The sequence below is a fragment of the Herbaspirillum aquaticum genome (assembly GCF_002213425.1).
Lineage (GTDB): Bacteria > Pseudomonadota > Gammaproteobacteria > Burkholderiales > Burkholderiaceae_D > Herbaspirillum > Herbaspirillum aquaticum.
The window spans coordinates 244846-271177 of the sequence record NZ_NJGV01000004.1 but is presented as its reverse complement, the minus strand read 5'-3'; the positions used below and the strand labels follow the sequence as shown (position 1 = coordinate 271177).

Genomic DNA, 26332 nt, shown 5'->3' with positions numbered 1-26332 from the left:
CGCCCGCCCTGCATCCCCATACTGAATTCAGACCGGCGCCTTTGGGCTGGCTCCGGAATGCCCAGCCCTGCAATGCCTGCAGCCGCTCCCATCCCAACCATGCAGAACACGACACGGCGCCGTCACGCGGACGCCGGCCACACTTGAGGAGGTTTTCCATGTCCTATTCCCCATCCGCTGCGGCCACCGCGGTGCCCGCGGCCAGCAGCAGCGCCAGCCTTGAGGCCACCTACGGCAAGATCGCCTGGCGCCTGATTCCCTTCCTGGTTTTCCTGTTCGTGCTGGCCTGGATCGATCGCGTCAACGTCGGCTTCGCCAAACTGCAGATGCTGCAGGACCTGCAGTTCTCCGAGGCGGTCTACGGGCTGGGCGCGGGCATCTTCTTCATCGGCTATTTCCTCTTTGAAGTGCCCAGCAACCTGCTGCTGGAAAAAATCGGTGCCCGCAAGACGCTGGCCCGCATCACCATCCTCTGGGGCCTGGCTTCGATGGCCATGGCCTACGTCACCACGCCGACCAGTTTCTACATCCTGCGCTTCCTGCTGGGCATCTTTGAAGCCGGCTTCTTCCCCGGCGTGGTGCTGTATCTGACCTACTGGTTCCCGGCCAAGCGCCGTGCCCGCGTCAATGGCCTCTTCATGACCTCGTTCGCCATCGCCGGTGCAGTCGGCGGCCCCATTGCCGGGCTCATCATGAGCGGCATGGAAGGCGTGGGCCACCTGGCCAACTGGCAATGGCTCTTCATCATCGAGGGCATTCCGTCCATCCTGGCGGGCTTCGCCGTGCTGGCCTGGCTGCCGGAAAAGCCGGCCAATGCCAAGTGGCTCAGCGATGCTGAAAAAACCGCCGTCACGCAAGTGCTGGCCGCCGAGAACAGCGCACCGGGCAAGCATTTTTCTTTCAAGGACGCCTGTGCCAACTACCGCGTCTGGATCTGCGCCGCCGTGTATTTCTGCGTGGTCAGCGGCAATGCCACCATCGCCTTCTGGGCGCCGTCCATCATCAAGGAAATCGGCGTCAAGGGTAACCTGCAGATCGGCCTGATCTCGGCCATCCCCTTCGTGGCCGGCACGCTGGCCATGGTGTGGAACGGCTTCCACTCCGACAAGACCGGCGAGCGCCACCTGCACAGCGCCATCGCCACGCTCATCGCCTGCATCGGCTTGCTCGCTACCGGCATGACGCTGGGCAATGCGACGCTGGCCCTGTGCTCGCTGACGCTGGCCGCTATCGGCATCCTGGCAGCCTTCCCGGTGTTCTGGTCGATTCCCGGTGCGTTCCTGGCCGGCACGGCTGCGGCCGGTGGCATCGCCCTGATCAACTCCATCGGCAACCTGGCCGGCTTCGTGGCCCCTTACATGATCGGCGCATTGAAGACCAGCACCGGGTCGCTCTCGTCGGGCCTGTATTTCGTGGCCGCCCTTGAATTCCTCGCCAGCTTCCTGGTGGTGGTATTCGTCAAAAAACACTGATGATGCACTGATCTCCCCCTCTGGCTGGCCGCCTCCCCGGCCAGCCTCCCCTGAATCACCCTGTAGGAACAGAAACTCATGAAGCTGACCTTTACCCTCCCCGACCAATCCACCCTCCAGGCCGACATCGACACGCTGGTCATTGCCGGCTGGGCCGGCCGCGACATGGCGGCCATCGAGCATCACATCGAAGAACTGGAAGCCCTGGGCATCTCGCGTCCCAGCGCGGTGCCGCTGTTCTATCGCGTCTCGGCCAACCAGCTCTCGCAGGCTGCGCAGGTGCAGGTGCTGGGCGAGGCGTCTTCCGGCGAAGTGGAGACCTTCGTCTTCAACTGCGGTGGCCAACTGTATGTCTCGATCGCCTCCGACCACACCGACCGCAAGCTGGAAGCGCACAGCGTGGCCTTCTCCAAGCAGGCCTGCGTGAAGCCCGTGGGCAGCAGCGCATGGAAGCTCTCGGAGGTGGCCGAGTACTGGGATGAACTGGTGATCCGCTCCTGGATCGAGGAAGACGGCGCCACCAAGCTCTACCAGGAAGGCACGCTGGCCTCGCTGCGTACCCCCGGCGACCTGATCGCGCGCTTCACGCAAGGCGGCGCCACCCTGCCCGAGGGCTGCGGCATGACCTGCGGCACCGTGGGGGCCATCGGCGGCATCCGTGCTGCGGCCTCCTTCACCATGGAATTGTTCGACCCGCGCCGCCAGCGCGCCCTGCGCCACCATTACGTGGCCGAGTCGCTGGCCGAAGTGGCCTGATTTTCCAGGGCGGTCCAGCCGGGCCGCCCATGTGCCTTTGTTGGATGCGCCAGGCAATGCGATACTTGCGCATCTGCGAAATGTCTTCGTCCGACCAAACGACTTCCTCATCATGCCGAGCACACTCTCCCAACTGGCCGCCGACCTCGATGCCGGCCGCATCACTTCCCTGCAACTGACCGAACAAGCCCTGGCCCGCATCGCCGATCCGGCGGGCGAAGGCGCGCGCGTCTTCACCAGCGTCTACGCCGAGCAGGCGCGCGCCGCCGCCCGCGCTTCCGACACGCTGCGCGCGGCCAAACTGTGCCGCTCGCCGCTGGAAGGTGTACCGGTCTCGGTCAAGGATCTGTTTGATGTCGCCGGCGAAACCACGCTGGCCGGCTCGGTCGTGCTGCGCGGCAAGCCCGCTGCCAACGCACATGCGGCGGTGGTGCAGAACCTGCTCAAGGCCGGTGCCATCGTCATCGGCAAGACCAACATGACCGAGTTCGCCTACTCGGGCCTGGGCATCAATCCGCATTACGGCACGCCGCAAAACACCTGGGAGCGCAATGTCGAAGGCGGCCGCATTCCCGGCGGTTCTTCTTCCGGCGCGGCCATCTCGGTGACCGATGGCATGGCCTTCGCGGCGGTCGGGTCCGATACCGGCGGCTCCGTGCGCATCCCCTCGGCACTGAACGGCCTGACCGGATTCAAGCCTACGGCCGCACGGGTGTCCATGCAAGGTGTACTGCCACTGTCCGCTTACCTGGACTCGATTGGCCCGCTGGCTGTATCGGTAGAATGCTGCGCCATCATGGATGCTGTACTGGCCGGTGAAACGTATGTGCCTGTGGTCCCGCACCCGCTGCGCGGCCTGCGCCTGCTGGCCCCGACCAACGTGGTGCTGGACGCCATGGACGAGACCGTCGGCAAGGCCTATCGCGCCGCCCTGGACAAACTCGCCGCCGCCGGTGCCGTCATCGTCGAAGCCGAAGTACCGGCCTTCAACGCCCTGGCCGCCATCAACGCCAAGGGCGGCTTCACCGCTGCCGAAGCCTACGCCTGGCATCGCGCCCTGATCGCCGAGAACGCCGCCGGCTACGACCAGCGCGTGGTCTCGCGCATCCTGCGCGGCAAGGACATGAGCGCCGCCGACCTGCTCGACGTGCTGCACGCCCGTCCGCGCTGGATCGCCCAGGTGCAGGCGCAACTGGCCGGCTACGATGCGCTGGTCATGCCGACCGTCCCCATCGTTGCGCCCCGCATTGCCGAACTGCAAGCCAGCGATGATGCCTATTACGCCGCCAACGGCAAGATCCTGCGCAATCCGACGCTGATCAACTTCCTCGATGGCTGCGCCGTCTCCCTGCCCTGCCATGCGCCGGGCAGCGCCCCGGTCGGGCTGTCGCTGGCGGCGGCCGGCGGTGAGGACAAGCGCCTGCTGTCGATTGCCCTGGCGGTGGAAGGACTGCTGGCCGCCTGATCCCCGGATTTGCTCCCTTGACAAGGCTTGCGTGCGCGCAAGCCTTTTTTGTGTGCGCTTTTAGCCGCATTTACATGCTGTTACCGACAAGTCCTGCCCGGTAGGGAACAATCCGCCTTGCCAGACGCCGAATCCACGGAATTTTCATTAGAATGCGCTTTTGCAGCGCAAGATGGCCCCCAGGCGGGCCGCTGCGCTGGATGAACAGACAACAACCCTCCGGCATCAGCCACGACCACTCATCTGCATGGCAACCAAAAAAACAACCCCGTCCGATTACAGTGAATCATCGATCCGTGTCCTCAAGGGACTGGAGCCGGTCAAGCAGCGTCCGGGCATGTACACGCGCACCGAGAATCCGCTGCACATCCTCCAGGAAGTGATCGACAACGCCTCCGACGAAGCGCTGGGCGGCTACGGCAAGAGCATCGTCGTCACCATCAACGCCGACGGCAGCGTCAGCGTCGAGGACGATGGCCGCGGCATCCCGGTCGGCCTGCACCCGGAAGAAAAGGTCCCGACCGTCGAGATCGTCTTCACCCGCCTGCATGCGGGCGGCAAGTTCGACAAGGGGTCGGGCGGCGCCTACGCCTTCTCCGGCGGCCTGCACGGCGTGGGCGTCTCGGTCACCAATGCGCTGGCCACGCGCCTGGAAATCACGGTCTGGCGCGAAGGCGGCGTGCACACGCTGGCCTTCTCGGGCGGCGACGTCATCGAGAAACTGAAGTCGCGCACCGCCACCCGCGAGGACAAGAAGTCCGGCACCCGCGTGACCGTCTGGCCGGATGCCAAATACTTCGACTCGGCCACCATTCCGCTGGGCGAGCTGCAACGCCTGCTGCGCTCCAAGGCGGTGCTGCTGCCGGGCGTGAAGGTCACGCTGGTCAACGCCAAAACCGGCGACACCCAGAACTGGCAGTACGATCAAGGCCTGCGCGGCTACCTGATGGAGCAGCTGGCCCAGACCGGCAGCGGCGAAACCTTGATCCCGCTGTTTGAAGGCGAACAGTTCGCCGGCAAGGATGCCGAAGGCTTCGCCGAGGGCGAAGGCGCCTCCTGGGTGGTGGCCTGGACCGAAGAAGGTGCCGTGGTGCGCGAGTCCTACGTCAACCTGATCCCCACCTCCAACGGCGGCACCCACGAATCGGGCCTGCGTGAAGGCCTGTTCTCGGCGGTGAAGAGTTTTGCGGAGATGCATTCGCTGCTGCCCAAGGGCGTCAAACTGCTGGCCGAAGACGTGTTTGCGCGCGTCTCCTTCGTACTCTCGGCCAAGGTGCTGGACCCGCAATTCCAGGGCCAGATCAAGGAGCGCCTGAACTCACGCGATGCCGTGCGGCTGGTCGCCGGCTACTCGCGTCCGGCGCTGGAGCTGTGGCTGAACCAGCACGTGGAATACGGCAAGAAGCTGGCCGAGTTGGTCATCAAGCAGGCCCAGAGCCGCCTGCGCTCGGCGCGAAAGGTCGAAAAGAAGAAATCTTCAGGCGTGGCCGTGCTGCCGGGCAAGCTGACCGATTGCGAATCCTCGGATGTGACGCGCAATGAAATTTTCCTGGTGGAGGGTGACTCCGCCGGTGGCTCGGCCAAGATGGGCCGCGACAAGGAATTCCAGGCCATCCTGCCCTTGCGCGGCAAGGTCTTGAACGCCTGGGAAACCGAGCGCGACCGCCTCTTCGCCAACAATGAAATCCACGACATCGCCGTGGCCATCGGCGTCGATCCGCATGGCATCAACGACACGCCGGATCTGTCCGGCCTGCGCTACGGCAAGATCTGCATCCTGTCAGATGCAGACGTGGACGGTTCACACATCCAAGTGCTGCTCCTGACGCTGTTCTTCCGCCACTTCCCCAAGCTGATCGAGAACGGCCACATCTGCGTGGCGCGCCCGCCGCTGTATCGCGTGGATGCCCCGGCACGCGGCAAGAAGCCGGTGCAGAAGCTCTATGCGCTGGACGATGGCGAACTCGAAGCCATCGAAGACAAGCTGCGCAAGGATGGCTTGAAGGAAGGCGCCTGGAGCATCTCCCGCTTCAAGGGCTTGGGCGAGATGAACGCCGAGCAGCTGTGGGAAACCACCATGAACCCGGACACCCGCCGCCTGCTGCCGATCAGCTTCGGCGAGCCTGGCGTGCAGACTTCCGAAGAGCGTTTCAACATGCTCATGGGCAAGGGCGAAGCCGCTTCCCGCCGCGCCTGGATCGAAGAGCACGGCAACGAAGCCGAAGCGGACATCTGACATGCGCCGCGCCGCGTTCCTGCACACCAGCGCTGTCGCCGCCCTCCTGGGCGCGGCGGCGCTGCTCTGCGCCGGACCGGTACAGTCGCAGCAAGTGGTCCGGTACACCGATGCCGATGGTGTACAGCACATGCGGGTGGAAGCAGCGGACAGTGGCCGGGACAGTACCGGTACGGCTGCCGCTGCAAAGAAGTCCAAGACCATTGTGTACCGGTACACCGATGCCGATGGCGCGGTGCACTTCTATGCCCAGACCCTGGACGACCCGGACAAGCTCATGGCCAGCAGTGCATCGCTGCTCAATCATCCCGGCAGCAAGGAAGCGGTGACGCCGGCCGATCCGCCTTTCGTCAAGACCATGCTGGCCCATCGCGATGCCCGCAAGTACGACAGCCTGCTCACCGAAGCGGCCAGCGACTTCGGCCTGGATGCGGCGCTGCTCAAGGCCGTCATGACGGCCGAATCCGGCTTCAATGCCACGGCGGTGTCCAGCAAGGGTGCGGTGGGCCTGATGCAGATCCTGCCCGATACTGCCGAGCGTTACGGCCTGCAGGGCGATCGCCGCAAGACGCTGCACCAGAAGCTGACCGACCCGAAGATCAACATCCGCCTGGCCGCGCGCTACCTGCGCGATCTGATGGCAATGTTCCCGCAGCACGTGGAACTGGCCATTGCCTCCTACAACGCCGGGGAAGGCGCGGTGCAGAAGTATGGCAACAAGATCCCGCCCTATCCCGAGACCCAGGGCTATGTGCGGCTGGTGTCGCGTTTCTATGAACTGTACCGGCCGGGGCAGCCCATGCCGCTGGCGCAAGCCGCGCGCAACGATGCCGCGGGCGGACCGCGCCTGAAGGTGACACTCCCTCCTCGGGTCCCCCCCAGCGGCCAGTAGGACCAGTAGCACCCAACAAGACCAAGAAATCCATCATTTCGGGGAACGGCAGCAATGATCATCGCAATTGATTTAGGCACCACCAATAGTCTGGTCGCCGTCTGGCGCAACGGCCAAGCAGAAATCATTCCCAACGGACTGGGAGAAAACCTCACGCCATCCTGCGTCGGCATTGATGACGACGGCGGCCTGCTGGTCGGCAAGGCCGCGCAGGAGCGGTTGCAAACCCACCCTGAATTGAGTACCTCCCTCTTCAAACGCTACATGGGCAGCGACAAACGCATCGCGCTGGGCAACAAGGTATTCCGTCCGGAAGAGTTGTCCTCGATCGTCCTGCGCGCACTCAAAGCCGATGCCGAAGCATTCCTGGGCGAGCCCGTGACCGAAGCCGTCATTACCGTGCCCGCCTATTTCAGCGATGCCCAGCGCAAGGCCACCCGCCATGCTGGTCAACTGGCTGGTCTGAAGGTCGACTCCCTGCTCAACGAGCCCACAGCTGCAGCGCTGGCCTTTGGCATGCACCAGCAACAGGCCGAGAGCAAGTTCCTCATCTTCGACCTGGGCGGCGGCACCTTTGACGTCTCCATTCTCGAACTCTTCGATGGCGTCATGGAAGTGCGCGCCACCGCCGGCGACAACTTCCTCGGCGGCGAAGATTTTCTGCAGGCGATGACGCTGGACTTCCTCAAACGCAGCGGCCTGGGACAACGCTTGGGTGGCATCGCGCTGGATCCACGCCAGTCCCGCAAACTGCGCGAAGAAATGGAACGCGGCAAGCGCGCGCTCTCGGAACAGGCGACGACCACCCTGCGGGTGCATTACGAAGGCGAGGAATATCGGTGTGAACTGGACGAAGACACCCTGGCCCGCCTGGCAGAATCTTTGCTGGAGCGACTGCGCCTGCCAGTGGAACGCGCCATGCGCGATGCCCGCATCCGCACCCATGAACTGGACAAGGTGGTGCTCGCTGGCGGTGCCACCCGCATGCCGCTGGTGCGCAAACTGGTCTCGCGCTTGTTTGGCAGATTCCCCGACATCACGGTCAATCCGGATGAAGTCGTGGTGCTGGGCGCGGCCGTGCAGGGCGGACTGAAGATGCGCGACGCGGCCCTGCAAGAGATCGTCTTGACCGATGTGGCCCCTTATTCCCTGGGCATCGCCACCTCGCGACAAGTCGGGCCCAGCCACTATACCCATGGGCATTACCTGCCCATCATCGAACGCAACACCGTCATTCCTTCCTCACGCGTGCAGAATGTGGCGACCATTCGCGACAACCAGGAAGAAGTCGATGTCCATATCTACCAGGGCGAATCTCGGCTTGTGGCCGATAATATCTCGCTGGGCCAGATCAGCGTACCCATTCCCAAGCGCAAGGCGGGCGAAGTATCACTGGATATCCGTTTTACCTACGATATCAACGGTATCCTCGAAGTGGAAGTCAAGGTGCTGGGCAGCGATGAGGTCCACAAGCTGGTGATCCTGGAGTCGCCCGGTGTGATGACGCAGGCCCAGATTGAGCAGCGTCTTGCCGAACTGAGCGAACTGAAGATCCATCCGCGTGACCAGATGCAGACGCGTACCTTGCTGGCTCGCGCCGATCGCATCTATGAGCAATCGCTGGGCGAACGCCGCCAGTTCCTCTCGCAGGTCATCGCGCACTACCAGGCCGTGCTCGAAACGCAGGACAGCCATTTGATCCGCAAGGAGCACGTCCAGTTGGACCAGATGCTGGACCAGATCGAGCAGGAGAGTGCGCTGTGATGTACGCAGAATGGAACAAATGGGCCTGGGATCTGCTGCAACTTGCGCCGACCACCGATACTCGTGCAGTTAAGCGCGCTTATGCGGCCGGCCTGAAGACCACTCGACCAGATGACGATGCTGAACGCTTCCAGAAGCTGCGCCAGGCGTATGAACTTGCACTGAATCTGGCCCAGTCAGCACTGGAAGACGACGGCGTAGCCGCCCAAGCGGAAAGCATCGCGCCAACGGCTGCAGCCGCATCAATACAGCCCGCACCGCCGGAGCCGGACTCATCGGCCGCGCCCATCAACATCGTCACGCTGCCAGCCTTGCCCCCGGCAGCGGCTGCGCCAGTCATTTTCCAGGCCAGCCGTACGCCGGCGCAAAGCTGGGAAGACTTCCTGCGCGACTATGCCAATGCCTTCGCCGAAAGTCTGCATTACAGCCTGGCCAATGCATTGACCAAACATACGCGTGGCCAGGACTTCGACAACCTCGATTTTGCCCAGGCTTTCGAACTCGAAGCTGCACGTTACTGCGCGCAGCCGGATCCAGACCCGGATCTGATCGAAGGTCTCAATGCCTTTTATCGCTGGGAAGAAAACCCATCTCATCTAAATGCCCTCCAGCCCGGACTGACTTGGCCTATCCTGTCGGAACTGCGCGCCTTGCGCATGCACCAGCATCTGGTCAAACTCAAGACCGAGGCGGCGCGCGCCCTGCTGGCCGACAGCCCGCCGACATGGAGCAGCAAACTCTACAATCGCCGCTTCACCGAAGAAATGCAGCAGTTGATCCAGCACATGCGCTGGAATTGTCCTGAGATCCTGCACCGCAAGCTCAATGCCGAGGTGATCGCCTGGTGGGAGCCGCGCCTGACGCGCAAGCGCCTGCAAGGCCAGCATTTGCTGGCCTCTATCGTGCTGGGCATCGTTTTCTCGGCGATGCTGTTTTCATCGCTGGACTTCAGCAAGCTGGATGATTATTTACAGCAGGCGGTAGGACGAAACAACTACTACATCGGTGGCTGGTTGCTGGGTCAGTTGTTGTTCCTGGTGCTGGTATGCCTACAGGTGTTCGGAAACCCGTCCCGATCAGAGCGCCTGGGTCAGATAGTGAGGTCGCGCAACGGGCAACTGTTTTGGATTATCCCTGCCGCCCTGCTGGACCTGCTCCTGATGACACTTCAGCACAGCGGTCCTTGGGTACTGCTACCTTTGTGCCTGGGGCTATCGGTAGTAGCGCTGTACGTGATCTGCATCGGTACGCCGCGCCAGAATGACGGCATTGGCCTGCTGAAACTCATCGGTCTATTCATCGGCATGTGGTTGGTCTTCAATGCCTACACCCTTATCTTTGGGCCCATGTTCCTGCCCTGGGCCTACCTGCTGGTCATCGGGGGCGAGTATTATTACCGGCTGCTGGATGCGCCTTGCAAGCACCTCACCAAACTGCGCGCAGGCTGGCTGCTCCTGAGTGTGCTGACGGTAGCCGGCGGCGTGAGCCACGGTCCTGAAAGCTCAGTGGCACTGATGCTCATCAGCTGGTCATTGGCTGTGATGGGAATGGTTTTGTCCGATATCTATGCGCATTCGCGCACACTGCCTTTCCTGTGTGTCTTCACGTATTTCATGGTGAACAAGTTTGCCAATCTCTTCGTATTGACCGAGATGGTCGGGATGCGCGAGATGTCGATCCCCATGACAATGCTGGTGACGACCATGGTCTTTACCATCTGCAACCTGTTGAGCCGAGCCGTCTCCAAACGCGCCTTTTCCTGAGCAGGGGCATGATTGCTCCATGCTGATGCACCACTTATGCAAGAACCTTACAAAGACTGACCAATGACAGAACAAGCCAACCTGTTTGACCAGACACCATCGGCCCCGGACGGCGACACCCTGACGCTGTCCACCTTCGCCGAGCGCGCCTATCTCGATTACGCGATCTCGGTGGTCAAGGGCCGCGCCCTGCCTGATGTCGCCGACGGCCAGAAACCGGTACAGCGCCGCATCCTCTACGCGATGAACGAACTGTCGCTGAACTCGGCGGCCAAGCCGCGCAAGTCCGCCGCCGTGGTCGGTGACGTGCTGGGCAAGCTGCACCCGCACGGCGACCAGTCGGTGTATGACGCGCTGGTGCGCATGGCGCAGGATTTTTCACTGCGCTATCCCCTCATCGACGGCCACGGCAACTTCGGTTCGCGCGATGGCGATGGCGCAGCGGCGATGCGCTACACCGAAGCACGCCTGACCCCCATCAGCAAATTGCTGCTCGACGAAATCGACATGGGCACGGTGGATTTCCAGCCCAACTATGATGGCTCCACCGAAGAGCCGCGCCTCTTGCCGGCGCGCCTGCCCTTCCTGCTCTTGAACGGTGCCTCCGGCATTGCCGTGGGCATGGCCACTGAAATCCCCTCGCACAACCTGACCGAAGTGGCCAAGGCGGCCGTGGCGATGATCCGCAATCAGAAGATCACGCACGCCGAGCTGATGGAATTGATCCCCGGCCCGGACTTCCCCGGTGGCGGCCAGATCATCACCCCGAAATCGACCATCGCCGAGATGTACCAGAGCGGCCGTGGCAGCCTGAAGGTGCGTGCGCGCTGGAAGATCGAAGACCTGGCGCGCGGCCAGTGGCAGGCGGTCATTACCGAACTGCCGCCGGGCGTTTCCTCGCAGCGCGTGCTGGAAGAAATCGAAGAGCTGACCAACCCCAAGCTGAAGCTGGGCAAGAAGTCGCTCACGCCCGAACAGCAGGCGCAGAAGGCTGCCATCCTGGGCCTGCTCGATGCAGTGCGCGACGAATCCGGCCGCGAAGCGCCGGTGCGCCTGGTGTTCGAGCCCAAGTCCAAGAACCAGGACCAGACCGAGTTCATGAACACGCTCCTGGCACAGACCTCGCTGGAGACCAGTGCCTCGCTGAACCTGGTGATGATCGGCGGCGATGGCCGTCCGCGCCAGAAGAATCTGACCGATATCCTCACCGAGTGGATCAGCTTCCGCTTCGACACGGTGACCCGCCGCACGCAGTTCCGCATGCAGAAGGTGGACGACCGCATCCACATCCTGGAAGGCCGGGAAGCGGTGCTGTTGAACATCGACAAGGTCATCAAGATCATCCGCGAATCGGACGAACCGAAGCCGGCCCTGATGGACGCCTTCAAGCTCTCCGACCGCCAGGCCGAAGACATCCTGGAAATCCGCCTGCGCCAGCTGGCGCGACTGGAAGCCATCAAGATCCAGCAGGAGCTGGCCGAACTGCGCAGCGAGAAGACCACGCTGCAGGACCTGCTGGACAATCCGTCCTCGATGAAGCGTCTGGTCATCAAGGAAATCGAAGGCGACGCCAAGACCTACGGCGATGCCCGCCGCACCATCATCGAAGAAGCCGAGCGTGCCACCTTCGAGCAGAAGGTGATCGATGAACCGGTGACGGTGATCATTTCGCAGAAGGGCTGGGTGCGCGCGCGTACCGGCCATGGCCACGATGCGACGCAGTTCACCTTCAAGGCCGGTGACGGTCTCTATGGCGCGTTTGAATGCCGCACCGTGGACAACCTGCTGGCCTTCGGCTCCAACGGCCGGGTCTACACGATTGCGGTCAATGCGCTGCCCAATGCGCGCGGCGATGGTGTGCCTGTCACCACGCTGATCGAACTGGCCAGCGGCAGCAGCATCCAGCACTACTTTGCCGGTCCGGCCGATACCACGCTGTTGCTGGCCTCTGATGCGGCGGCTGGTTTCATCGCCAAGGCGTCCGACATGTTTGGCCGCGTCAAGGGCGGCAAGAGCTTCTTCACGCTCGATGAAGGTGCGCTGCCGCTGGCACCGACGCCGGTGGCCGCCGACGCCAGCGCCGTGGCCTGCGTCTCGGCCAATGGCCGCCTGCTGGTGTTTGGCCTGGACGAGATGAAGACCCTGTCTTCCGGTGGCCGTGGCGTAAACCTGATGGAGCTGGAAAAGAACGAAAAGCTGGTTGCCGCACAGGCCATCAGCCAGAAGGGTGTCGTGGTCAACGGCACCGGCAACATGAGCAAGCCCAAGGAGATCGCCTTGAGCGGCGAGAAGCTGCTGGCGCACGTGGGCAAGCGCGCACGCAAGGGCCGCGTGCTGGAGTCGCGCATCAAGGCGACGGGGTTGCGTTCGCAGGGTTGATGCCCGGTTTCTTTTTGCGGTGAAGTCGCCCCCTGTGCAGTTTGGCAGGGGGCGATTTTTTGATGGCTTGCACAACTGATTGCTTCGTGGGCAAGGGGTGGTCGAAGCAATTCGAATGCGGGGTGGAGTTTGGGGTGATGGCGTGGAAGAGCCAACACCTGCTGGGGAGAATGCGCGCTCCCAAAGCGGATTCGTATCACTGCCCCGGAAACATTGGTCCTCTTTCAAGCGACTCCCGAACGAAGATCTGCAAGGCCCCGCGCCTGCCAATGACGACCGGAAATATTATTTAAATGATTTATGCCAGCAACAGGCAACATCAGTGAGCCAACCATGAACAAGATCAAGACAGCGGTTTCTCACCACGAGCGTGAAATCGCCGAACTGCGCGCGAACCCTCTGCTGGCCATCGAGTACCTGAAGGCTGCTTTGGAGTCACTGGACAGTCCGGATGATCGCCCTGCCGCGTTGCTGGCACTGCGCGCCATCGGCGAAGCGTATGCCAATGGCGGCACCTGAAACCACTTCACCCAATCGCCACCGACACCCGATACACCAACACCCCCAGCAATCCAAACGCCCCCGCCAGCATGCAATAAGGTGCCCAGCGTTGCGCGCGTTGACCATAGCCGATCAGCAGCAGTGCGATGCTGATGAGCGGTATCCAGGTAGAGGGGCTGTTGAAGTCCATGATGATTGCTCCCGGTTGATTCCATCGCTATTCATGCGGGCACGGCAGCGTTGCGTGCCCTCCTCCATCACGCCATCTGGCTGATGGTCTTCCTGAACCGGCCCAGTGCAGCTACAAACAGGACCAGGCCAATTGCCAGGATAGCCAGCAGTTGCGGCCAGATCACTTCCAGGCCAGCGCCCCGGTACAGTATGGCTTGCCCTGCCGCTACAAAATGCGTCGTCGGGGCCGCCAGCATGATGTCCTGTACCGGTACAGGCATGCTCTCGCGCGGCGTGGAGCCTCCCGACAGCAGCTGCAGCGGCAACAGCACCAGTACGGTGAGCATCCCGAACTGCGGCATCGAGCGCGCCAAGGTCGCCATGAAAATGCCCATCGACGTAGTCGCAAACAGGTGCAGCACCGTCACCAGCATGAACAGCGCCAACGAGCCCTCGATGGGGACCTGCAAGGCCCCGCGCACGATCAGCAGCAGCGACATCAAGGCCGCCAGCGCCACGACCGAACCCATGGCCCACACCTTGGCCAGCATGATCTCGGCCGGACTCACCGGCATCACCAGCAGGTGTTCGATGGTGCCGTGCTCGCGCTCGCGAATGAGCGCCGCCCCCGTCAGGATGATGGAGAGCATGGTGACATTGTTGATGATCTCCATGAGCGAGCCGAACCAGGACTGCTCCAGGTTGGGATTGAAGCGCATGCGCAAGGCCAGCCCCACCGGCGTACTGCCGATGGCCTCGCTACGCTGGACGAATTGCGTGACCTCGTTGCCGACCATCTGCTGGATGTAACTGTTGCCGGTGAAGGCCTGGCTCATGCGCGTGGCATCCACATTCAGCTGCACCGCCGGCGCGCGCCCGGCCAGCACGTCGCGCTGGAAATCCGCGGGGATGTCCAATACGAAGGTGTAGTCCCCCGCATCCAGCCCGGCATCGGCCTGGCGCGCCGTCACCAGCCGGGCCACCTTGAAATGCGGCGGATAGAACAAGGACGCAATGCGCGCCGACAGCGGCGAGCCATCGTTGTCGACGATGGCAATGGCGGCATTGTGCAGGCTCTCCGGCATGGCCGTGGCAGCCACGTAGATGGAGAGCGTGAAGGTATAGGCGATCAGGACCAGCATGGCCGGATCACGCAACAGGCTCCACAGCTCCTTGATGCCGAGGCGGAAAATGTTGGACAGGCTGGCAGGCGCGCGCCGCATCTCATTGCTCCTGCTTCTTCAACAGCCACACCGACAAACCCAGGATCACCGGTGCGGCCAGCACCAGCGGCCAGAACGAGGCCCCCAGGTCGCCTACCGACAGTGCCTTGCTGAACACGCCACGGCTGATGGTGAGTAAATGCGTGGCCGGATAGACCTGCCCGATCAGCGCCCCCATGCCTTCGAGCGAAGAGACCGGATTCAAGAGCCCGGCGAACTGCACGCAGGGAATGATGGTGCCGATCATGGTCACGAACAGGGCGGCAATCTGGCTGCGCGTAAAGGTCGAGGCCAGCAGGCCAAAGCCGGTCGAGCAAATGATGAACACCAGCGCCGCCAGCGTCAGCGTGGCCAGACTGCCCTTGACCGGCACTCCGAACACGGTCACCGCCAGCAGCGTCAACATGGCGAAATTGAGCATGCCCAGCACCAGGTAAGGCAGCTGCTTGCCCAGCAGGAATTCGGTGCGCGTGACCGGCGTGACGTAGAGATTGAGGATGGAGCCCAGTTCCTTCTCGCGCACCACCGACAGCGCCGTCAGCATGGCCGGGATCATCATCAGCAACAGCGGAATGATGGCCGGCACCATGGCCGGGAGGCTCTTCACGTCCGGGTTGTAGCGATAGCGCGTCTCGATGGTGGCCGGCTGCGCCAGGCGCTGGCCCAGCCGGTGCGTGGCCATGTCGGCCAGCCACAGTTGATGCATGCCCTGCACATAGCCGCGCACGGTCTCGGCACGCGTGGGCATGGCGCCATCGACCCATGCCCCCACTTCCACCGGCTTGCCGCGCGCGATGTCGCGGGCGAAGCCGGGCGGGATTTCGATGGCCAGCGAAATCTCGCCGCTGCGCATGCGCCGGTCCAGGTCCTGGTAATCGCGGATGGGCGGCTGCTCGATGAAGTAGCGCGAGCCCGAAAGGTTGAGCGCATAGTTCTGGCTCAGGCCGGTCTGGTCGCGGTCGAGCACCGCGTAGCTGAGGTTTTCGACATCGAGGTTGATGCCATAGCCGATGATGAACATCAGGATCACCGTGCCCAGCAAGGCCAAGGTGGCGCGCACCGGATCGCGCCGCAGTTCCAGGCTTTCGCGCTGGCTGTAGCTGAGCGCACGGCCCAGGCTGGTGCGCAGGCGACTGGCACCAGCAGGAGCGTGGTCCGGGGCCGATGTGACTTTTACTTCCGGCGCAGGCGTCGTTGCGCCCTTCCCCGCCGCCTCTTCCAGGTAGGCAATGAAGGCCAGTTCCAGGCTCGCCGCCCCGCGCTGGCGGATCAGCTCCTCCGGCGTAGCGCTGACCAGTACGCGGCCGGCGTGCATGAGCGAGATGCGGTCGCAGCGCTGGGCCTCGTTCATGAAATGGGTGGAGATGAAAATGGTCACCTGGTCGCGCCGCGCCAGGTCGATCATCAATTGCCAGAACAGGTCGCGCGCAATCGGGTCCACGCCCGAGGTCGGTTCATCCAGGATCAAGAGCTCCGGCTTGTGCACCATCGCCACGGCCAGCGAGAGTCGCTGGCGGATGCCCAGCGGCAGGCTCTCGGGCAGGCTGTCCATCACCTCCAGCAGGCCGAAGCGCTGCGCCATCTCTTCGGTGCGGGCGGCAATCTGGTCGTGCGGCACGCGATAGAGCCGTGCATGCAGCACCAGGTTCTGGCGTACGCTCAGTTCGCCATAGAGCGAAAAGGCCTGCGACATGTAGCCCACGCGCGCACGCGTGGCCATGTCGCGCGGATCGACGGCCTGGCCGAACAGCCAGGCCTGGCCTTCGCTGGCGGGCAGCAGGCCGGTCAACATCTTCATGGTGGTGGATTTGCCGCAGCCGTTGGAGCCGAGGAATCCGAAGATCTCGCCACGCCGGATGCGGAAGTCCACATGATCCACCGCCACGAAATCGCCGAAGCGCATGGTCAGGCCGCGCGCTTCGATGGCGATGTCCGCTTGCCGCGCCGGGTCCAGCGGAGTCACCCGCACGGGCTGGTGGCCGCGCCGTTTGTCCGGTGGCAGCAAGGCGATGAAGGCCTCTTCCAGTGCCGCCGTGCCGGTACGCGCATGCAGCTCGGCTGGCGTGCCGGTGGCCAGGACCTGGCCGTCATCCATGGCCACCAGGAAATCGAAGCGGTCCGCTTCTTCCATGTAGGCCGTGGCCACGATGACGCTCATGCCGGGCCGCTGCTGGCGTATGTGCGCGATCAGGTCCCAGAACTGCGCACGCGAAAGCGGATCGACGCCGGTCGTCGGCTCGTCCAGGATCAGCAGGTCAGGATCGTGGATCAGCGAACAGCACAATCCCAGCTTCTGCTTCATGCCGCCGGAGAGCTTGCCGGCCGGGCGCGCCAGGAAAGGCGCGAGGCCGGTACCGGCGGTGAGTGTATCGATGCGCTGGCGGCGCTCCTGCGCGGACTGGCCGAACAGGCGTCCAAAGAATTGCAGGTTCTCTTCCACCGACAGCGTCGGATACAGGTTCTTGCCCAACCCCTGCGGCATGTAGGCGATGCGCGGGCAGACCGCTTCACGATGCCCGGTGCGGCGCATGTCGCCGCCAAGCACCTCCACGTCGCCGTCCTGCAGGGCGCGTGCACCGGCCACCAGCGACAGCAGACTGGATTTGCCCACGCCATCCGGCCCGATCAGGCCGACCATGCAACCGGCCGGAATCTCCAGCGAGATCGCCTGCAGGGCCGGCTTCTGGCCATAGCGCAGTGATACGCCCGACAGGCGCGCCACCAGGCTTGGGCCATGGGTCCCTGTCATTGCGGGACCTTCACCGCCAGCGTGGCGGCCCAGTCACGCGCATTGTCGGTGCGCACCCAGGCCACGCCGGGCAAGCCGGTCTTGACCAGGGTCAGGTGCTGGCGCAGCAGCGCCGGATCGATCTGCGCCTTGACGCGAAACATCAGCTTCTGCCGCTCGCTGGCGGTCTCCACCGTCTTGGGGGTGAACTGGGCGGTGCTGGCCACGAATGAAATCCGCGCCGGGATCACGTATTGCGGGGCGGCGTCCAGCACGATGCGTGCTTCGCTGCCCAGCGCCAGCTTGCCGGCCACGGTCTCGGGAACGAAGAAGGTCATGTAGACATCACTCAAGTCCACCAGGTTGAGCAGCTTGCCGCCACCGCCCAGCACTTCGCCCGGCTGCGCGATGCGGTATTGCACGCGCCCGGCGCGCGGCGCGACGAGGGTGCTATCGTCGATGTCGACCTTGATGCGCTGGACCGTGGCCACGGCTGCGGTCACCGTGGCGCGTGCGCCGCTGACCTGGGTGCGGGCCGCCGCCACGGCGGCCTGGGCGGCGGTCACCTGCGCTTGGGCGGCGGTGACGGCCGCTTCCATGCCCAGCACGCGGGCACGGTCATCATCCACTTCCTGCAGCGAAGAGGCGCCCTCCTTGACCAGCACCTCCGAGCGCGCCAGCCGACGCCGTGCCGCATCCAGCTCGCTGGCGCGCTGCGCGGCCAGCGCCAGTGCGGCCTGATGATCGCTCTCGCGCACGGCCACCTGGGCCTCGGCACTGGCCACGGCCGAGACCGACTGCTGCTGGCGTGCCTGGGCTTCGTCGCGCTGGGCCTCCAACGAGAGCACCTGCATGCGGGCCAGCGGCTGGCCGGCGCTGACGAAGTCGCCCTCATTGACGAGGATGGCATCGACCCGGCCGCCCAGCTTGGTGGCCACGTCCACCTCGGTGGCTTCGATGCGGCCGTTGCCGCTGGCCAGTCCCTCGCCGGGGCCGCTGTGATGCAGGCGCAGCCAGGCATAGGCCGCACCGCCGGCGAGGATCACGGCCAGCGCAGCGGCCAGCAAAGGTTTCTTGGCGTGAGGGAGCGTCATGGTCGAGGTCCGGAAGAAAGGGGGAAGGCCGTGGGCGCATTGCTGTCGCCACCCAGCGCGGCATACAGCGCCACCGACGAGGACAGCAGCGCACGCCGGATCTGCACCCGCTGCTGGCGTGCGCTCAGCAGGTCGCGCTGGGCATCGAGCACGTCGAGGAAAGGCGCAGCGCCGTTGTCATAGCGCAGCGTGGACAGGCGCGCCCGCTCGGTCTGGACTTGCACTGCGGTCTCGGCGATGGCCAGTTGGCGAGTGAGCCACTGGCGCGCGGCGAGCGCATCGGCGACGTCGCGGAAGGCAGACTGGATGGCTTTTTCGTAATTGGCCACGGCCAGGTCGCGCCGTACTTCGGCCAGGTCCAGGTTGTTGCGCAGGCGGCCGGCCGTGAAGATCGGCAGCGACAGGCTGGGCGAGAAACTCCAGGCATGGCTGCCATCGCGGAACAATCCACTCAGTTCAGCGCTGGCCGTGCCGAGGTTGCCGGTGAGCGAAATGCTGGGAAAGAAGGCCGCACGTGCGGCACCGATGTTGGCGTTGGCCGCTTGCAGGCGGTGTTCGGCAGCGGCCACGTCAGGGCGGCGCGTGAGCAGCAGCGAGGGCGTACCCGGTGGCAGCTCCGGGAACACCGCATCCAGGGCCGGCCGGGCCTGGCCGACTGGCAGCTCCACGGTTGAACCTGCCAGCAGCGTGAGGGCATTCAAACGCTGCGCGCGTTGCTGCTCCAGTTGTGCACCCAGGGCCTGCGCTTGCGTGAGCAGGGTTTCGATCTGGGTCAGGTTCAGGCGCGAGGTGGCCCCCACCTCGACCCGGCGCGCAAAGATGCGGTAGCTCTCCTGGCGGCTGGCGATGGTGTCGCGGGCGATGGCCAGGCGTTCGTCGATCTCGGCCAGCTCCAGCCAGGCATCGGCCACCTGGGCCACCAGGCTCAGGGCCGCAGCCCGGCGCGTGGCTTCGCTGGCCAGCGCAGTTTGCAGCGCGGCGTCATCCAGGCTGCGCAGGCGGCCCCACAGGTCCAGCTCCCAGCTGCTCAGCCCCACACCGGCTTGATAGGCGCTGCCCACCAGCGGACGGCCGGTCAGGTTGAGGTCGGCGGGGGTACGCGAGCGGTCCAGGCCTGCCTGGGCGCCAACGGCAGGGAACAGGTCGGCACGCTGGATCCCGTAGAGCGCCCTCGCCTCTTCGACCCGCAAGGCCGCCGCGCGCAGGTCGCGATTGTTGGCCAGGGCCTGGGCGATGATGGCTTGCAGTTGCGGATCGCGGAACCAGGCTTGCCAGCCGAGTGCCGGCACGGCTTCACCCGCGTCATCGGCCTGCTGCGGATAGCGCGCCGCCACCGGCGCGGCAGGCCGCTGGTAGTCCGGCGCCATGGACTGGCAGGCCGCCAGCAGCAGCGGCAAGGCAGCCAGCAGGGGGCGGATTCGCAGAGAGGGCTCGCACATCGTTTATCTCGGCTCGGGCGGGAAATGTGGTGACGCAATGCTTCGTCTTGTGTGTCCACATTATGAAGAGGCCTGCTGAAAACCCGATTGATGTACGTCAGGTTACTGACTGATGAGTCGGTAATTTATGAAGGATGTGACGGGGATAGGCCGGGGGTGGCCGTTTGCGGGGGGATGTGCGAAAAGTGCGAAAAGTGCGGGAAGCGCGTGGGGCAACGCGGCCTTACTGCGGCACGCCCACCTGATCCACGTAATGCTGCGCCTCGGCGACGACGGCAGTGAACAGGGTCCGCAGCTCGGGCAGGCTGGCCACGGCGCTTTGGGGTGGTTCGGCACGGGACTGTACCTCGACGGCCTTGAGCATCTCAGTCAGCACGCCGGCACCGACCAGGGCCGTGGTGCTCTTGAGGCTGTGGGCTTCGCGTTTGACCTGGACCGCATCGTCCTGCTGGATGGCTGCATCCAGCCGCGCGAAGGTGGCCGGTGCGCTCTTGAGGAAGGTGCCAAACATGTGCCGGCAGGCGGCAACATCCCCGCCCATGGCATCGAGCAAGGGTTCGGGGTTGATGTGCTGGTATTGATGGTCGTTCACGCGTTTCTCCCTGTGGCCGACGCAATATACGCAAGATATTGCTCCTGTGCCAATTTCTTTTGAGCAGCTGGTCCGGCGATGCCGGGTCGTGAGCGGTGACTGAACTGCGGTGCAGAGTGTGTAACGTAACCAAGCAGGTAAGCGGCGTCAATCACAACCATGTCAATGGACGCAAAAAAACCGCCCGGTGAAACGGGCGGTGATGGTGAGGCGGCTGCCTTAAATGGCTGCCGCCCGGTGCCAGGTCGGTGATCAGGCGGCGCGTTCCAGACGCTGCACGTTGCTGTCCTCGACGGCACCGATTTCGATCTTGCGCGGCTTCAGTGCTTCGGGGATTTCACGGACCAGCTCGATGTTGAGCAGGCCGTTTTCCAGGTTGGCACCGACCACCTTGATGTGGTTGGCCAGCTGGAAGCGCTGTTCGAAGTCACGGGCGGCGATGCCACGGTGCAGGAAGTTGACCTGCTTGTCTTCCTTCTGCTTGCGGCCGGTGATCTTGAGGGTCTCGTTTTCGGTCTCGATGTCGATTTCGCTGCGGGCGAAACCGGCTACGGCCATGGTGATCCGGTACTTGTCTTCGGCCACCAGTTCAATGTTGTACGGGGGATAGCTGGGCTGATCAGCGCGCTGGGCGTTGTCGAACATCTGGGCCAGGCGATCGAAGCCGATAGCGGTACGGTACAGGGGGGAGAGATCAAAAGTACGCATAAAAATATCCTTTCAGTTAAGCGATGTTTTCGTCGCAGACCTCAACGTCGAGCATCTGCTGGTACCGATCTAGGGATGGGAATTTTGGTTTTCAAGGGATTTTTAGAAAAAATTTGAGCCCTCTTTTGTATCGCCATACGATACGCGATTTTTCCCTCCAAGCAAGCCGACATCGCGACACGCGTGTCATTGCACCATCGAAAAGCCAGACGCTGTCACGGCATTGCCTACCGTAGGATCCTGCTCCTATCCGGTCTCGATTTTTTCCTAGAAAAAGTCAGAGCATCTTTGAGATTGCCTGCCTATTCAGGCGGGCAATGCGCCATCAGCAGACTTGTTTGGCATGCTCGCTCCTCTTTCAACTTCATGCGATCACGCAGAGACAAAAAGATGAGCTACAGAAATTTGGCACCAGAAAGCTGGCTTCCAGCAAACGTGCTGTTACTGAACATGTCCCTCCCCCATGCAAAACAACTGTCCCCGGCATGGTTAGTAACGGCGTCGCCCATTACCCCGGCACCAAGGTCCTGAACATGTTCTGGCGCGCTTTCATCCGTGAAGGGGATACCGTGATTCCTGGCGGAGGCCTGGTCCAGCCGACAGCACAAAGTCCTCGGATTCGGTATAGCGGGAAGTTGGCTTGCTTCGAAGGTGATCCTGTTTACTGCAATTCCTGCAATAGCTGGGGAACTACTCAATGTGTTCAGCCATTTCGTCCGCACAAGGGGCCCGACGGCAGGCAAGTCAATCTTGATGGTGACCTATGCCTTTGCAAATGCCCTGAACCGCCCAGACTCAAAGCCTTGCATAGCGATGTCCGGATGGGATTCGAGGGTGAGCTCCGCCACGCATCCAGCTCACATCCTGGCGGCCGGCAAGACGACTTCTCCCTTGCCGCTCTCTACGATCAGCGTTTTCTAGTTCAACACGCACACAGCGGCGCACCAATGGCAAATGTCAGATACAGAATCACGCTGGCTGACGGCAAAACCTGTATCGGTCTGACAAACGAAGACGGATTCACTGAAACGGTGTCCTCCGATACCGCGCAGCACGTCAAACTTGAGGTCCCTTTTTATGACGACAACCCAAACACTCTTGACCCCTGCCTCGGATCCGACACCTGTCGTTGTTAATACGCTGCCTGAACTGAGCGGTCCACAATGGGTAACACGATTTCCCGGCAGCAATCGCACAAACGATCTGAATAGCAGTTTTCGTCAATCTGCAGAAGACTTCATCGTAGCGTTGAAAGCTGCAGGAGCGAATGTCAGAATATCGGCCACTTACAGGCCGCGTGAACGCGCTTACCTGATGCACTATTGCGTGAAGATTTCGAAGGGGCTGATTTCACCTGACAGGGTTCCCAAGATGAGTGGCGTTGAAATAGAGTGGGATCACGGTGATGAACGTGCCTCCAAAAACGCTGCGGCAGAAATGGCCAGAGGCTACACAATCGTTCATCCGCCCGCTTTGACCTCCCGGCACACGGAACGTGCCGCCATCGATATGACGATCACGGGAATCATCGGAAAGACGATGCTTGACGCATCTGCGCAAGCTGTTGAAGTCACCGACAATACCGTGCTCTATCGCGTTGGCGCGTCCTACGGATGCCACAAGCTCATTCCCGACCCGCCACATTGGTCCGATAACGGGACGTGATAAGCGATGAAACTGGTACCAATCATCTATTTGCTAGTGCTCTCCCCGCTGGCACAAGCGCAAATCGCCATCGGCTTCTACAAACAAGAAAGGGACGGTCTGAGCCTCTATACGACAGCCCCACTGACCGCGATTCACAGGATTGCGCTTTGTGCCGATCCGTCTGATAACCCGTCAGATTGCCATTGGCTCAAACCAAAAGAGTTCAAGCAAGCTGAACCAGTGGATGATGTCATGGCAGAGCAGACAGTGATGCACTACCGCATGAGCAGGCACATCAGTCCTGGTATCAAGACAGGACAGGGCATCGCGATCATCAACGCTGAGCAGGTCAGGCGCTCTGCCAACAGCAGCTTCATCGCAATCGCCCAGCGCAAGCACTACAAGATTCTGATTTGTACGGGTGTTGAAGGAATCAACCTTGAGCTGCTCGATGGCCCGCGCAAGCTTCACAACCTGTATTTCTATCTCGGTTACGATACCCTTCCGACTTGTGAAGATACCGGGCCGGTCGACGACAAGGGTCAGTAAAGCGGAATATCAAATCGTTACCAGACACAGAAGACGTGGTGAAAGCCTTCCTCGGCACAATGGCAACAACAGAAGATGCCTCATGGATTTTTATGTTGTCGCTCTTTTGCAGGTCTCGGCTGCAGTCCTTCATTTTGAAAAGCGGTTCCGTCATCGGAACATATCGACCATTCTTCTGGTCGTCTCCGCTCTGCTGGCTCCACTGCTTTTGATCGCCGGGTTTTACTTTGCAATGCGACCCGTCGCGTAAGAGTCACCGTATTTCGAATGCGTCTTACGTCTGCCAGCGCCTTGAAAACTGACGATCCAGCTCCATTGCAACACGCTCGCGCTCATTGCGCACCGCCTGCGCGCCCGCTGCCAAACCCTCCATGGCCGTAAAGCGCAGGTCATGCAGCCCGATGGTCGCCAGCGCCACCTTCAGGTAGGGCGTGAGGAAATCCGGCTGTCGTGCAAACGCGCCGGTGAAGCGCCCGCCGGACACCACCACCACATGGACCGGCCGGTCGCGCAGCAGGCCGGCCTTGCCGTCCGGCGTGATGGCAAAGGTGCGGCGCACCCGCACCACGTGATCGATCCAGGCTTTCAGCACCGACGGGACGGTGTAGTTGTGCATGGGTGTGCCGATCACCACCTGGTCGGCCTGCTCCAGCTCGTCGATGAGACGATCCGACAGGGTCAGCGTGCCCTGCCCCGCATCGCTGCCGTCGAAGGCAACCGGGGAGCCCAGGGCATCGGCATAGGCCGCATCGACATGCGCAATCCCGCTGGCATAGAGGTCGCGCAGGATGACCTCCGCCTGTGCATGCTGTGCAGCCAGGCGCTCGACGATCTGGCGCGACAGCCACCAAGTATTGGAAGCCGCCTGGCGCGGCGAGGCAAGCAGATGCAGGATCTTCACGCGGCACCTCCGATGGCCTTGCCGAAGCGCAGTGCGCCGGTCAGCATGCCCTGGCGGAAATAGAAGCGCTGTGCCAGCGCATTGGCCATGCCGGTATCGAGCACCAGGCGCACGCAACCGGCCTGGGCCGCCACATCCTCCAGCGCAGAGAGCAGCCGTTCGCCCCAGCGCTTGCCGCGCTCAGTACTGGCGGACACCAGGTCATCGACATAGAGGAAGGGACCATAGACCAGGTTCTCCTGGAAGCGGTAACCGGCCAGGGCAACTACCTTTCCTTGCTCCCAGGCGGCCAGGATGCGGTAGCCCTGAGAGGCGGCACGGCCGATGCGCGCAAGGAATTCGTCGCTGTCGCGCAGGTGCGGACGCAGTTCGTGCATCACCGCAAAACAGGCCAGCTGGTCGGAGACGATATCGGCGTGGCGCAGGGCGACGTCGGTGAGGCGCCAATCGGGCGCAGGAGTGATCTCGGAAAATGGGTCCATGGTAGGAGCATCGATGCCATCAGAGTGGAAGGAGCTTCATCCTAATGAGCCGATGGCATAATCGGGAGATCCAAGAAATGACATTTTGACTGGTCCATGATGTCCCATCCTCCCTCATCCTTGTTCCGACTCGACAGCAGCACCGGCGAAGCTTACTACCGCCAGATCTACACCCGCCTGCGCAGCGCCGTGGCTGACGGCCTGCTGCAGCCGGGGGATCGCATCCCCTCGGCGCGGGCGCTGGCCGCTGAACTGGGACTGGCACGGGGCACGGTGGAGGCCGCCTACTCGCTGCTGGCCGCCGAAGGCTACGTGGAGGCGCGCGGACAAGCCGGGACGGTCATTGCCGCCGGGGTCCGCCCGGCCGTGCAGGCAGCGGCCAGCAAGGCAACAGCGTCGCGCCCGCGGACCGTCGCGGTACCGGCGCGTCATCCTCTGCTGCCGGAAGAGGGACAGGACGAAGCAAAAGGCCCGCGCCCCTTCCAGATGGGCATCCCGGCGCTGGACGCCTTTCCGCGCAAGATCTGGGCACGCCTGGCCGCACGGGCGGTGCGGGCTACGCAAGCCGCCGACATGCTCTATCCCTCCCCGGCCGGACTGATGGCGCTGCGCACGGAGATTGCGCGCTACCTGCAACTGTCACGCGGTATCGATTGCCGGGCCGAACAGGTCTTCGTCACCTCGGGCTATCGCGACAGCCTCAACCTGATCACGCGCACCCTGCTCCAGCCGGGCGACAAGATCTGGGTGGAAGACCCCGGCTATGCACCAAGCGCCGCGCTGCTGCGCGAGGCCGGCATGCAGCTGGCTGGCATACCGGTGGACGCCGAGGGCATGCAGGTCGAGTACGGACTGCGCCACGCGGCCCGCGCACGCGCCGCCGTGGTCACGCCGGCGCACCAGAGCCCGACTTGCGTGGCCCTGTCGCTGCCGCGCCGCCTGGCCTTGCTGGAATGGGCAGCGCGTGAGCAGGCCTGGATCGTGGAAGATGACTATGACGGCGAATACCGTTACGTCAGCCGCCCCTTGCCCGCACTCAAGAGCCTGGACCGCGAGGATCGCGTCCTCTATGCCGGCACCTTCAGCAAGGTGCTGTTCCCGGCCATCCGCCTTGCCTACCTGGTGGTGCCGCGATCGCAGGTGGAGCGCTTCAGGCGCAGTGCGCAACTCTTCTCCGGAGCCGCGCCGGCCCTGACGCAGCATATCGTCGCCGACTTCATGGCCGAGGGGCATTTTGCCCGCCACATCCAGCGCATGCGGCGCCTCTATGCCCATCGCCGCACCATGGCCATCGCCGGACTGGAAGGCGTATTGCATTCCCACGTCCGAATCGATTCGCCGCCCGGCGGCATGCATCTGTTATTGCGCCTGCAGGGCCGCCGCTCGGACCGGCTGCTGGCCGAAAAGATGCGCCAGCACGGCATGTTCAGCCGCGCCCTGTCGGAGTGCCTGCTGGCACCGCGCGCCGGTGTGGCGCCAATGATCATGCTCAGCTTCACCAATATCGACAGCCGCCGCCGCGCCGCCGAGCTGGCACGGCGCATCCTGCCCCTGCTGGCGCCGGCCTGAC

20 protein-coding genes and 1 pseudogene are annotated in these 26332 nt (G+C 63.2%); 12 read left to right on the top strand and 9 right to left on the bottom strand.

Features of this window, described 5'->3' with window-relative positions:
- The first annotated feature begins 158 nt into the window (after positions 1 to 158).
- From CEJ45_RS05835 to CEJ45_RS05795, 9 genes and pseudogenes are all read left to right on the top strand, one after another.
- The gene (locus CEJ45_RS05835; protein WP_088754240.1) at positions 159 to 1472 is read left to right on the top strand and encodes an MFS transporter; all 1314 of its coding nucleotides are present in this window, start codon (positions 159 to 161) and stop codon (positions 1470 to 1472) included.
- A 78-nt stretch (positions 1473 to 1550) separates the two neighbouring features.
- Positions 1551 to 2228 carry a DUF2848 domain-containing protein gene (locus CEJ45_RS05830; protein WP_088754239.1) on the top strand — a complete coding sequence of 226 codons (678 nt, stop codon included), beginning with the start codon at positions 1551 to 1553 and terminating at the stop codon, positions 2226 to 2228.
- 112 nt (positions 2229 to 2340) lie between these two features.
- On the top strand, positions 2341 to 3693 hold the full coding sequence (locus CEJ45_RS05825; RefSeq protein WP_088754238.1) for an amidase: 1353 nt from the start codon (positions 2341 to 2343) through the stop codon (positions 3691 to 3693).
- 247 nt (positions 3694 to 3940) lie between these two features.
- On the top strand, positions 3941 to 5929 hold the full coding sequence (locus tag CEJ45_RS05820) for a DNA topoisomerase IV subunit B (protein ID WP_088754237.1): 1989 nt from the start codon (positions 3941 to 3943) through the stop codon (positions 5927 to 5929).
- Position 5930: 1 nt separating this feature from the next.
- On the top strand, positions 5931 to 6821 hold the full coding sequence (locus CEJ45_RS05815) for a lytic transglycosylase domain-containing protein (protein WP_088754236.1): 891 nt from the start codon (positions 5931 to 5933) through the stop codon (positions 6819 to 6821).
- Between the two features lie 54 nt (positions 6822 to 6875).
- Entirely contained in the window at positions 6876 to 8585 is a 1710-nt protein-coding gene (locus CEJ45_RS05810) for an Hsp70 family protein (RefSeq protein WP_088754235.1), read from the top strand.
- Positions 8585 to 10348 (top strand): J domain-containing protein, encoded by a 1764-nt coding sequence (locus CEJ45_RS05805; RefSeq protein ID WP_088754234.1) that lies wholly within the window; start codon positions 8585 to 8587, stop codon positions 10346 to 10348. Before CEJ45_RS05810 ends, CEJ45_RS05805 begins: the two co-directional genes overlap by 1 nt.
- 63 nt (positions 10349 to 10411) lie before the next feature.
- Positions 10412 to 12727: a DNA topoisomerase IV subunit A gene (parC, locus tag CEJ45_RS05800; protein ID WP_088754233.1), complete on the top strand. Its 2316-nt coding sequence runs from the start codon at positions 10412 to 10414 to the stop codon at positions 12725 to 12727.
- Between the two features lie 333 nt (positions 12728 to 13060).
- A pseudogene (locus CEJ45_RS05795) lies at positions 13061 to 13240 on the top strand (transcriptional regulator); the annotation flags it as partial.
- A 13-nt stretch (positions 13241 to 13253) separates the two neighbouring features.
- On the opposite strand, the gene CEJ45_RS24790 reads toward CEJ45_RS05795, so the two are convergent.
- The 7 genes from CEJ45_RS24790 to CEJ45_RS05765 all read right to left on the bottom strand — a co-directional run bounded on the left by CEJ45_RS24790 (position 13254) and on the right by CEJ45_RS05765 (position 21183).
- Positions 13254 to 13418, bottom strand: coding sequence for a hypothetical protein (locus tag CEJ45_RS24790; protein WP_157845743.1), 165 nt, complete (start codon positions 13416 to 13418; stop codon positions 13254 to 13256).
- 67 nt (positions 13419 to 13485) lie between these two features.
- Positions 13486 to 14622, bottom strand: coding sequence for an ABC transporter permease (locus CEJ45_RS05790; protein ID WP_088754232.1), 1137 nt, complete (start codon positions 14620 to 14622; stop codon positions 13486 to 13488).
- 1 nt (position 14623) lies between these two features.
- Complete coding sequence (gene rbbA, locus CEJ45_RS05785) at positions 14624 to 17371, bottom strand: ribosome-associated ATPase/putative transporter RbbA (RefSeq protein ID WP_088754231.1); 2748 nt, start codon at positions 17369 to 17371, stop codon at positions 14624 to 14626.
- Positions 17368 to 18444, bottom strand: coding sequence for an HlyD family secretion protein (locus CEJ45_RS05780; protein WP_088754230.1), 1077 nt, complete (start codon positions 18442 to 18444; stop codon positions 17368 to 17370). The genes rbbA and CEJ45_RS05780 overlap by 4 nt, the downstream gene beginning before the upstream one ends.
- A complete protein-coding gene (locus CEJ45_RS05775) occupies positions 18441 to 19883 on the bottom strand; it encodes an efflux transporter outer membrane subunit (RefSeq protein WP_187697635.1) in 1443 nt (480 codons plus the stop codon). The genes CEJ45_RS05780 and CEJ45_RS05775 overlap by 4 nt, the downstream gene beginning before the upstream one ends.
- 223 nt (positions 19884 to 20106) lie before the next feature.
- Positions 20107 to 20475, bottom strand: a complete 369-nt coding sequence (locus tag CEJ45_RS05770; protein WP_088754229.1) for an Hpt domain-containing protein — start codon at positions 20473 to 20475, stop codon at positions 20107 to 20109.
- A 252-nt stretch (positions 20476 to 20727) separates the two neighbouring features.
- Positions 20728 to 21183 carry an Hsp20 family protein gene (locus CEJ45_RS05765; RefSeq protein WP_088754228.1) on the bottom strand — a complete coding sequence of 152 codons (456 nt, stop codon included), beginning with the start codon at positions 21181 to 21183 and terminating at the stop codon, positions 20728 to 20730.
- 1077 nt (positions 21184 to 22260) lie between these two features.
- On the opposite strand from CEJ45_RS05765, the gene CEJ45_RS05760 reads away from it, so the two are divergent.
- Both CEJ45_RS05760 and CEJ45_RS05755 read left to right on the top strand, forming a co-directional pair.
- Positions 22261 to 22848: a hypothetical protein gene (locus CEJ45_RS05760; protein WP_241517285.1), complete on the top strand. Its 588-nt coding sequence runs from the start codon at positions 22261 to 22263 to the stop codon at positions 22846 to 22848.
- A 6-nt stretch (positions 22849 to 22854) separates the two neighbouring features.
- Entirely contained in the window at positions 22855 to 23379 is a 525-nt protein-coding gene (locus tag CEJ45_RS05755) for a hypothetical protein (RefSeq protein ID WP_088754227.1), read from the top strand.
- Positions 23380 to 23653: 274 nt separating this feature from the next.
- Here CEJ45_RS05755 and CEJ45_RS05750 read toward each other — a convergent pair whose 3' ends face one another.
- Both CEJ45_RS05750 and CEJ45_RS05745 read right to left on the bottom strand, forming a co-directional pair.
- Positions 23654 to 24280 carry an FMN-dependent NADH-azoreductase gene (locus CEJ45_RS05750; protein ID WP_088754226.1) on the bottom strand — a complete coding sequence of 209 codons (627 nt, stop codon included), beginning with the start codon at positions 24278 to 24280 and terminating at the stop codon, positions 23654 to 23656.
- A complete protein-coding gene (locus CEJ45_RS05745; protein WP_088754225.1) occupies positions 24277 to 24762 on the bottom strand; it encodes a GNAT family N-acetyltransferase in 486 nt (161 codons plus the stop codon). Before CEJ45_RS05745 ends, CEJ45_RS05750 begins: the two co-directional genes overlap by 4 nt.
- A 96-nt stretch (positions 24763 to 24858) precedes the next feature.
- Here CEJ45_RS05745 and pdxR point away from each other — a divergent pair, with 96 nt between their 5' ends.
- Complete coding sequence (gene pdxR, locus CEJ45_RS05740) at positions 24859 to 26331, top strand: MocR-like pyridoxine biosynthesis transcription factor PdxR (RefSeq protein WP_088754224.1); 1473 nt, start codon at positions 24859 to 24861, stop codon at positions 26329 to 26331.
- The last annotated feature ends 1 nt before the right edge of the window (position 26332 follow it).

What these genes read in the sequence shown, in the direction of transcription:
- CEJ45_RS05830 (WP_088754239.1), top strand. Translation starts at nt 1,551, where the DNA reads ATGAAGCTGACCTTTACCCTCCCCGACCAATCCACCCTCCAGGCCGAC.
- CEJ45_RS05780 (WP_088754230.1), bottom strand. Translation starts at nt 18,444, where the DNA reads ATGACGCTCCCTCACGCCAAGAAACCTTTGCTGGCCGCTGCGCTGGCC.
- CEJ45_RS05805 (WP_088754234.1), top strand. Translation starts at nt 8,585, where the DNA reads ATGTACGCAGAATGGAACAAATGGGCCTGGGATCTGCTGCAACTTGCG.
- CEJ45_RS05760 (WP_241517285.1), top strand. Translation starts at nt 22,261, where the DNA reads ATGACGACAACCCAAACACTCTTGACCCCTGCCTCGGATCCGACACCT.
- CEJ45_RS05775 (WP_187697635.1), bottom strand. Translation starts at nt 19,883, where the DNA reads ATGTGCGAGCCCTCTCTGCGAATCCGCCCCCTGCTGGCTGCCTTGCCG.
- CEJ45_RS05755 (WP_088754227.1), top strand. Translation starts at nt 22,855, where the DNA reads ATGAAACTGGTACCAATCATCTATTTGCTAGTGCTCTCCCCGCTGGCA.
- CEJ45_RS05835 (WP_088754240.1), top strand. Translation starts at nt 159, where the DNA reads ATGTCCTATTCCCCATCCGCTGCGGCCACCGCGGTGCCCGCGGCCAGC.
- pdxR (WP_088754224.1), top strand. Translation starts at nt 24,859, where the DNA reads ATGATGTCCCATCCTCCCTCATCCTTGTTCCGACTCGACAGCAGCACC.
- rbbA (WP_088754231.1), bottom strand. Translation starts at nt 17,371, where the DNA reads ATGACAGGGACCCATGGCCCAAGCCTGGTGGCGCGCCTGTCGGGCGTA.
- CEJ45_RS05810 (WP_088754235.1), top strand. Translation starts at nt 6,876, where the DNA reads ATGATCATCGCAATTGATTTAGGCACCACCAATAGTCTGGTCGCCGTC.
- CEJ45_RS05820 (WP_088754237.1), top strand. Translation starts at nt 3,941, where the DNA reads ATGGCAACCAAAAAAACAACCCCGTCCGATTACAGTGAATCATCGATC.
- CEJ45_RS05825 (WP_088754238.1), top strand. Translation starts at nt 2,341, where the DNA reads ATGCCGAGCACACTCTCCCAACTGGCCGCCGACCTCGATGCCGGCCGC.
- CEJ45_RS05790 (WP_088754232.1), bottom strand. Translation starts at nt 14,622, where the DNA reads ATGCGGCGCGCGCCTGCCAGCCTGTCCAACATTTTCCGCCTCGGCATC.
- CEJ45_RS05745 (WP_088754225.1), bottom strand. Translation starts at nt 24,762, where the DNA reads ATGGACCCATTTTCCGAGATCACTCCTGCGCCCGATTGGCGCCTCACC.
- CEJ45_RS24790 (WP_157845743.1), bottom strand. Translation starts at nt 13,418, where the DNA reads ATGGACTTCAACAGCCCCTCTACCTGGATACCGCTCATCAGCATCGCA.
- parC (WP_088754233.1), top strand. Translation starts at nt 10,412, where the DNA reads ATGACAGAACAAGCCAACCTGTTTGACCAGACACCATCGGCCCCGGAC.
- CEJ45_RS05765 (WP_088754228.1), bottom strand. Translation starts at nt 21,183, where the DNA reads ATGCGTACTTTTGATCTCTCCCCCCTGTACCGTACCGCTATCGGCTTC.
- CEJ45_RS05815 (WP_088754236.1), top strand. Translation starts at nt 5,931, where the DNA reads ATGCGCCGCGCCGCGTTCCTGCACACCAGCGCTGTCGCCGCCCTCCTG.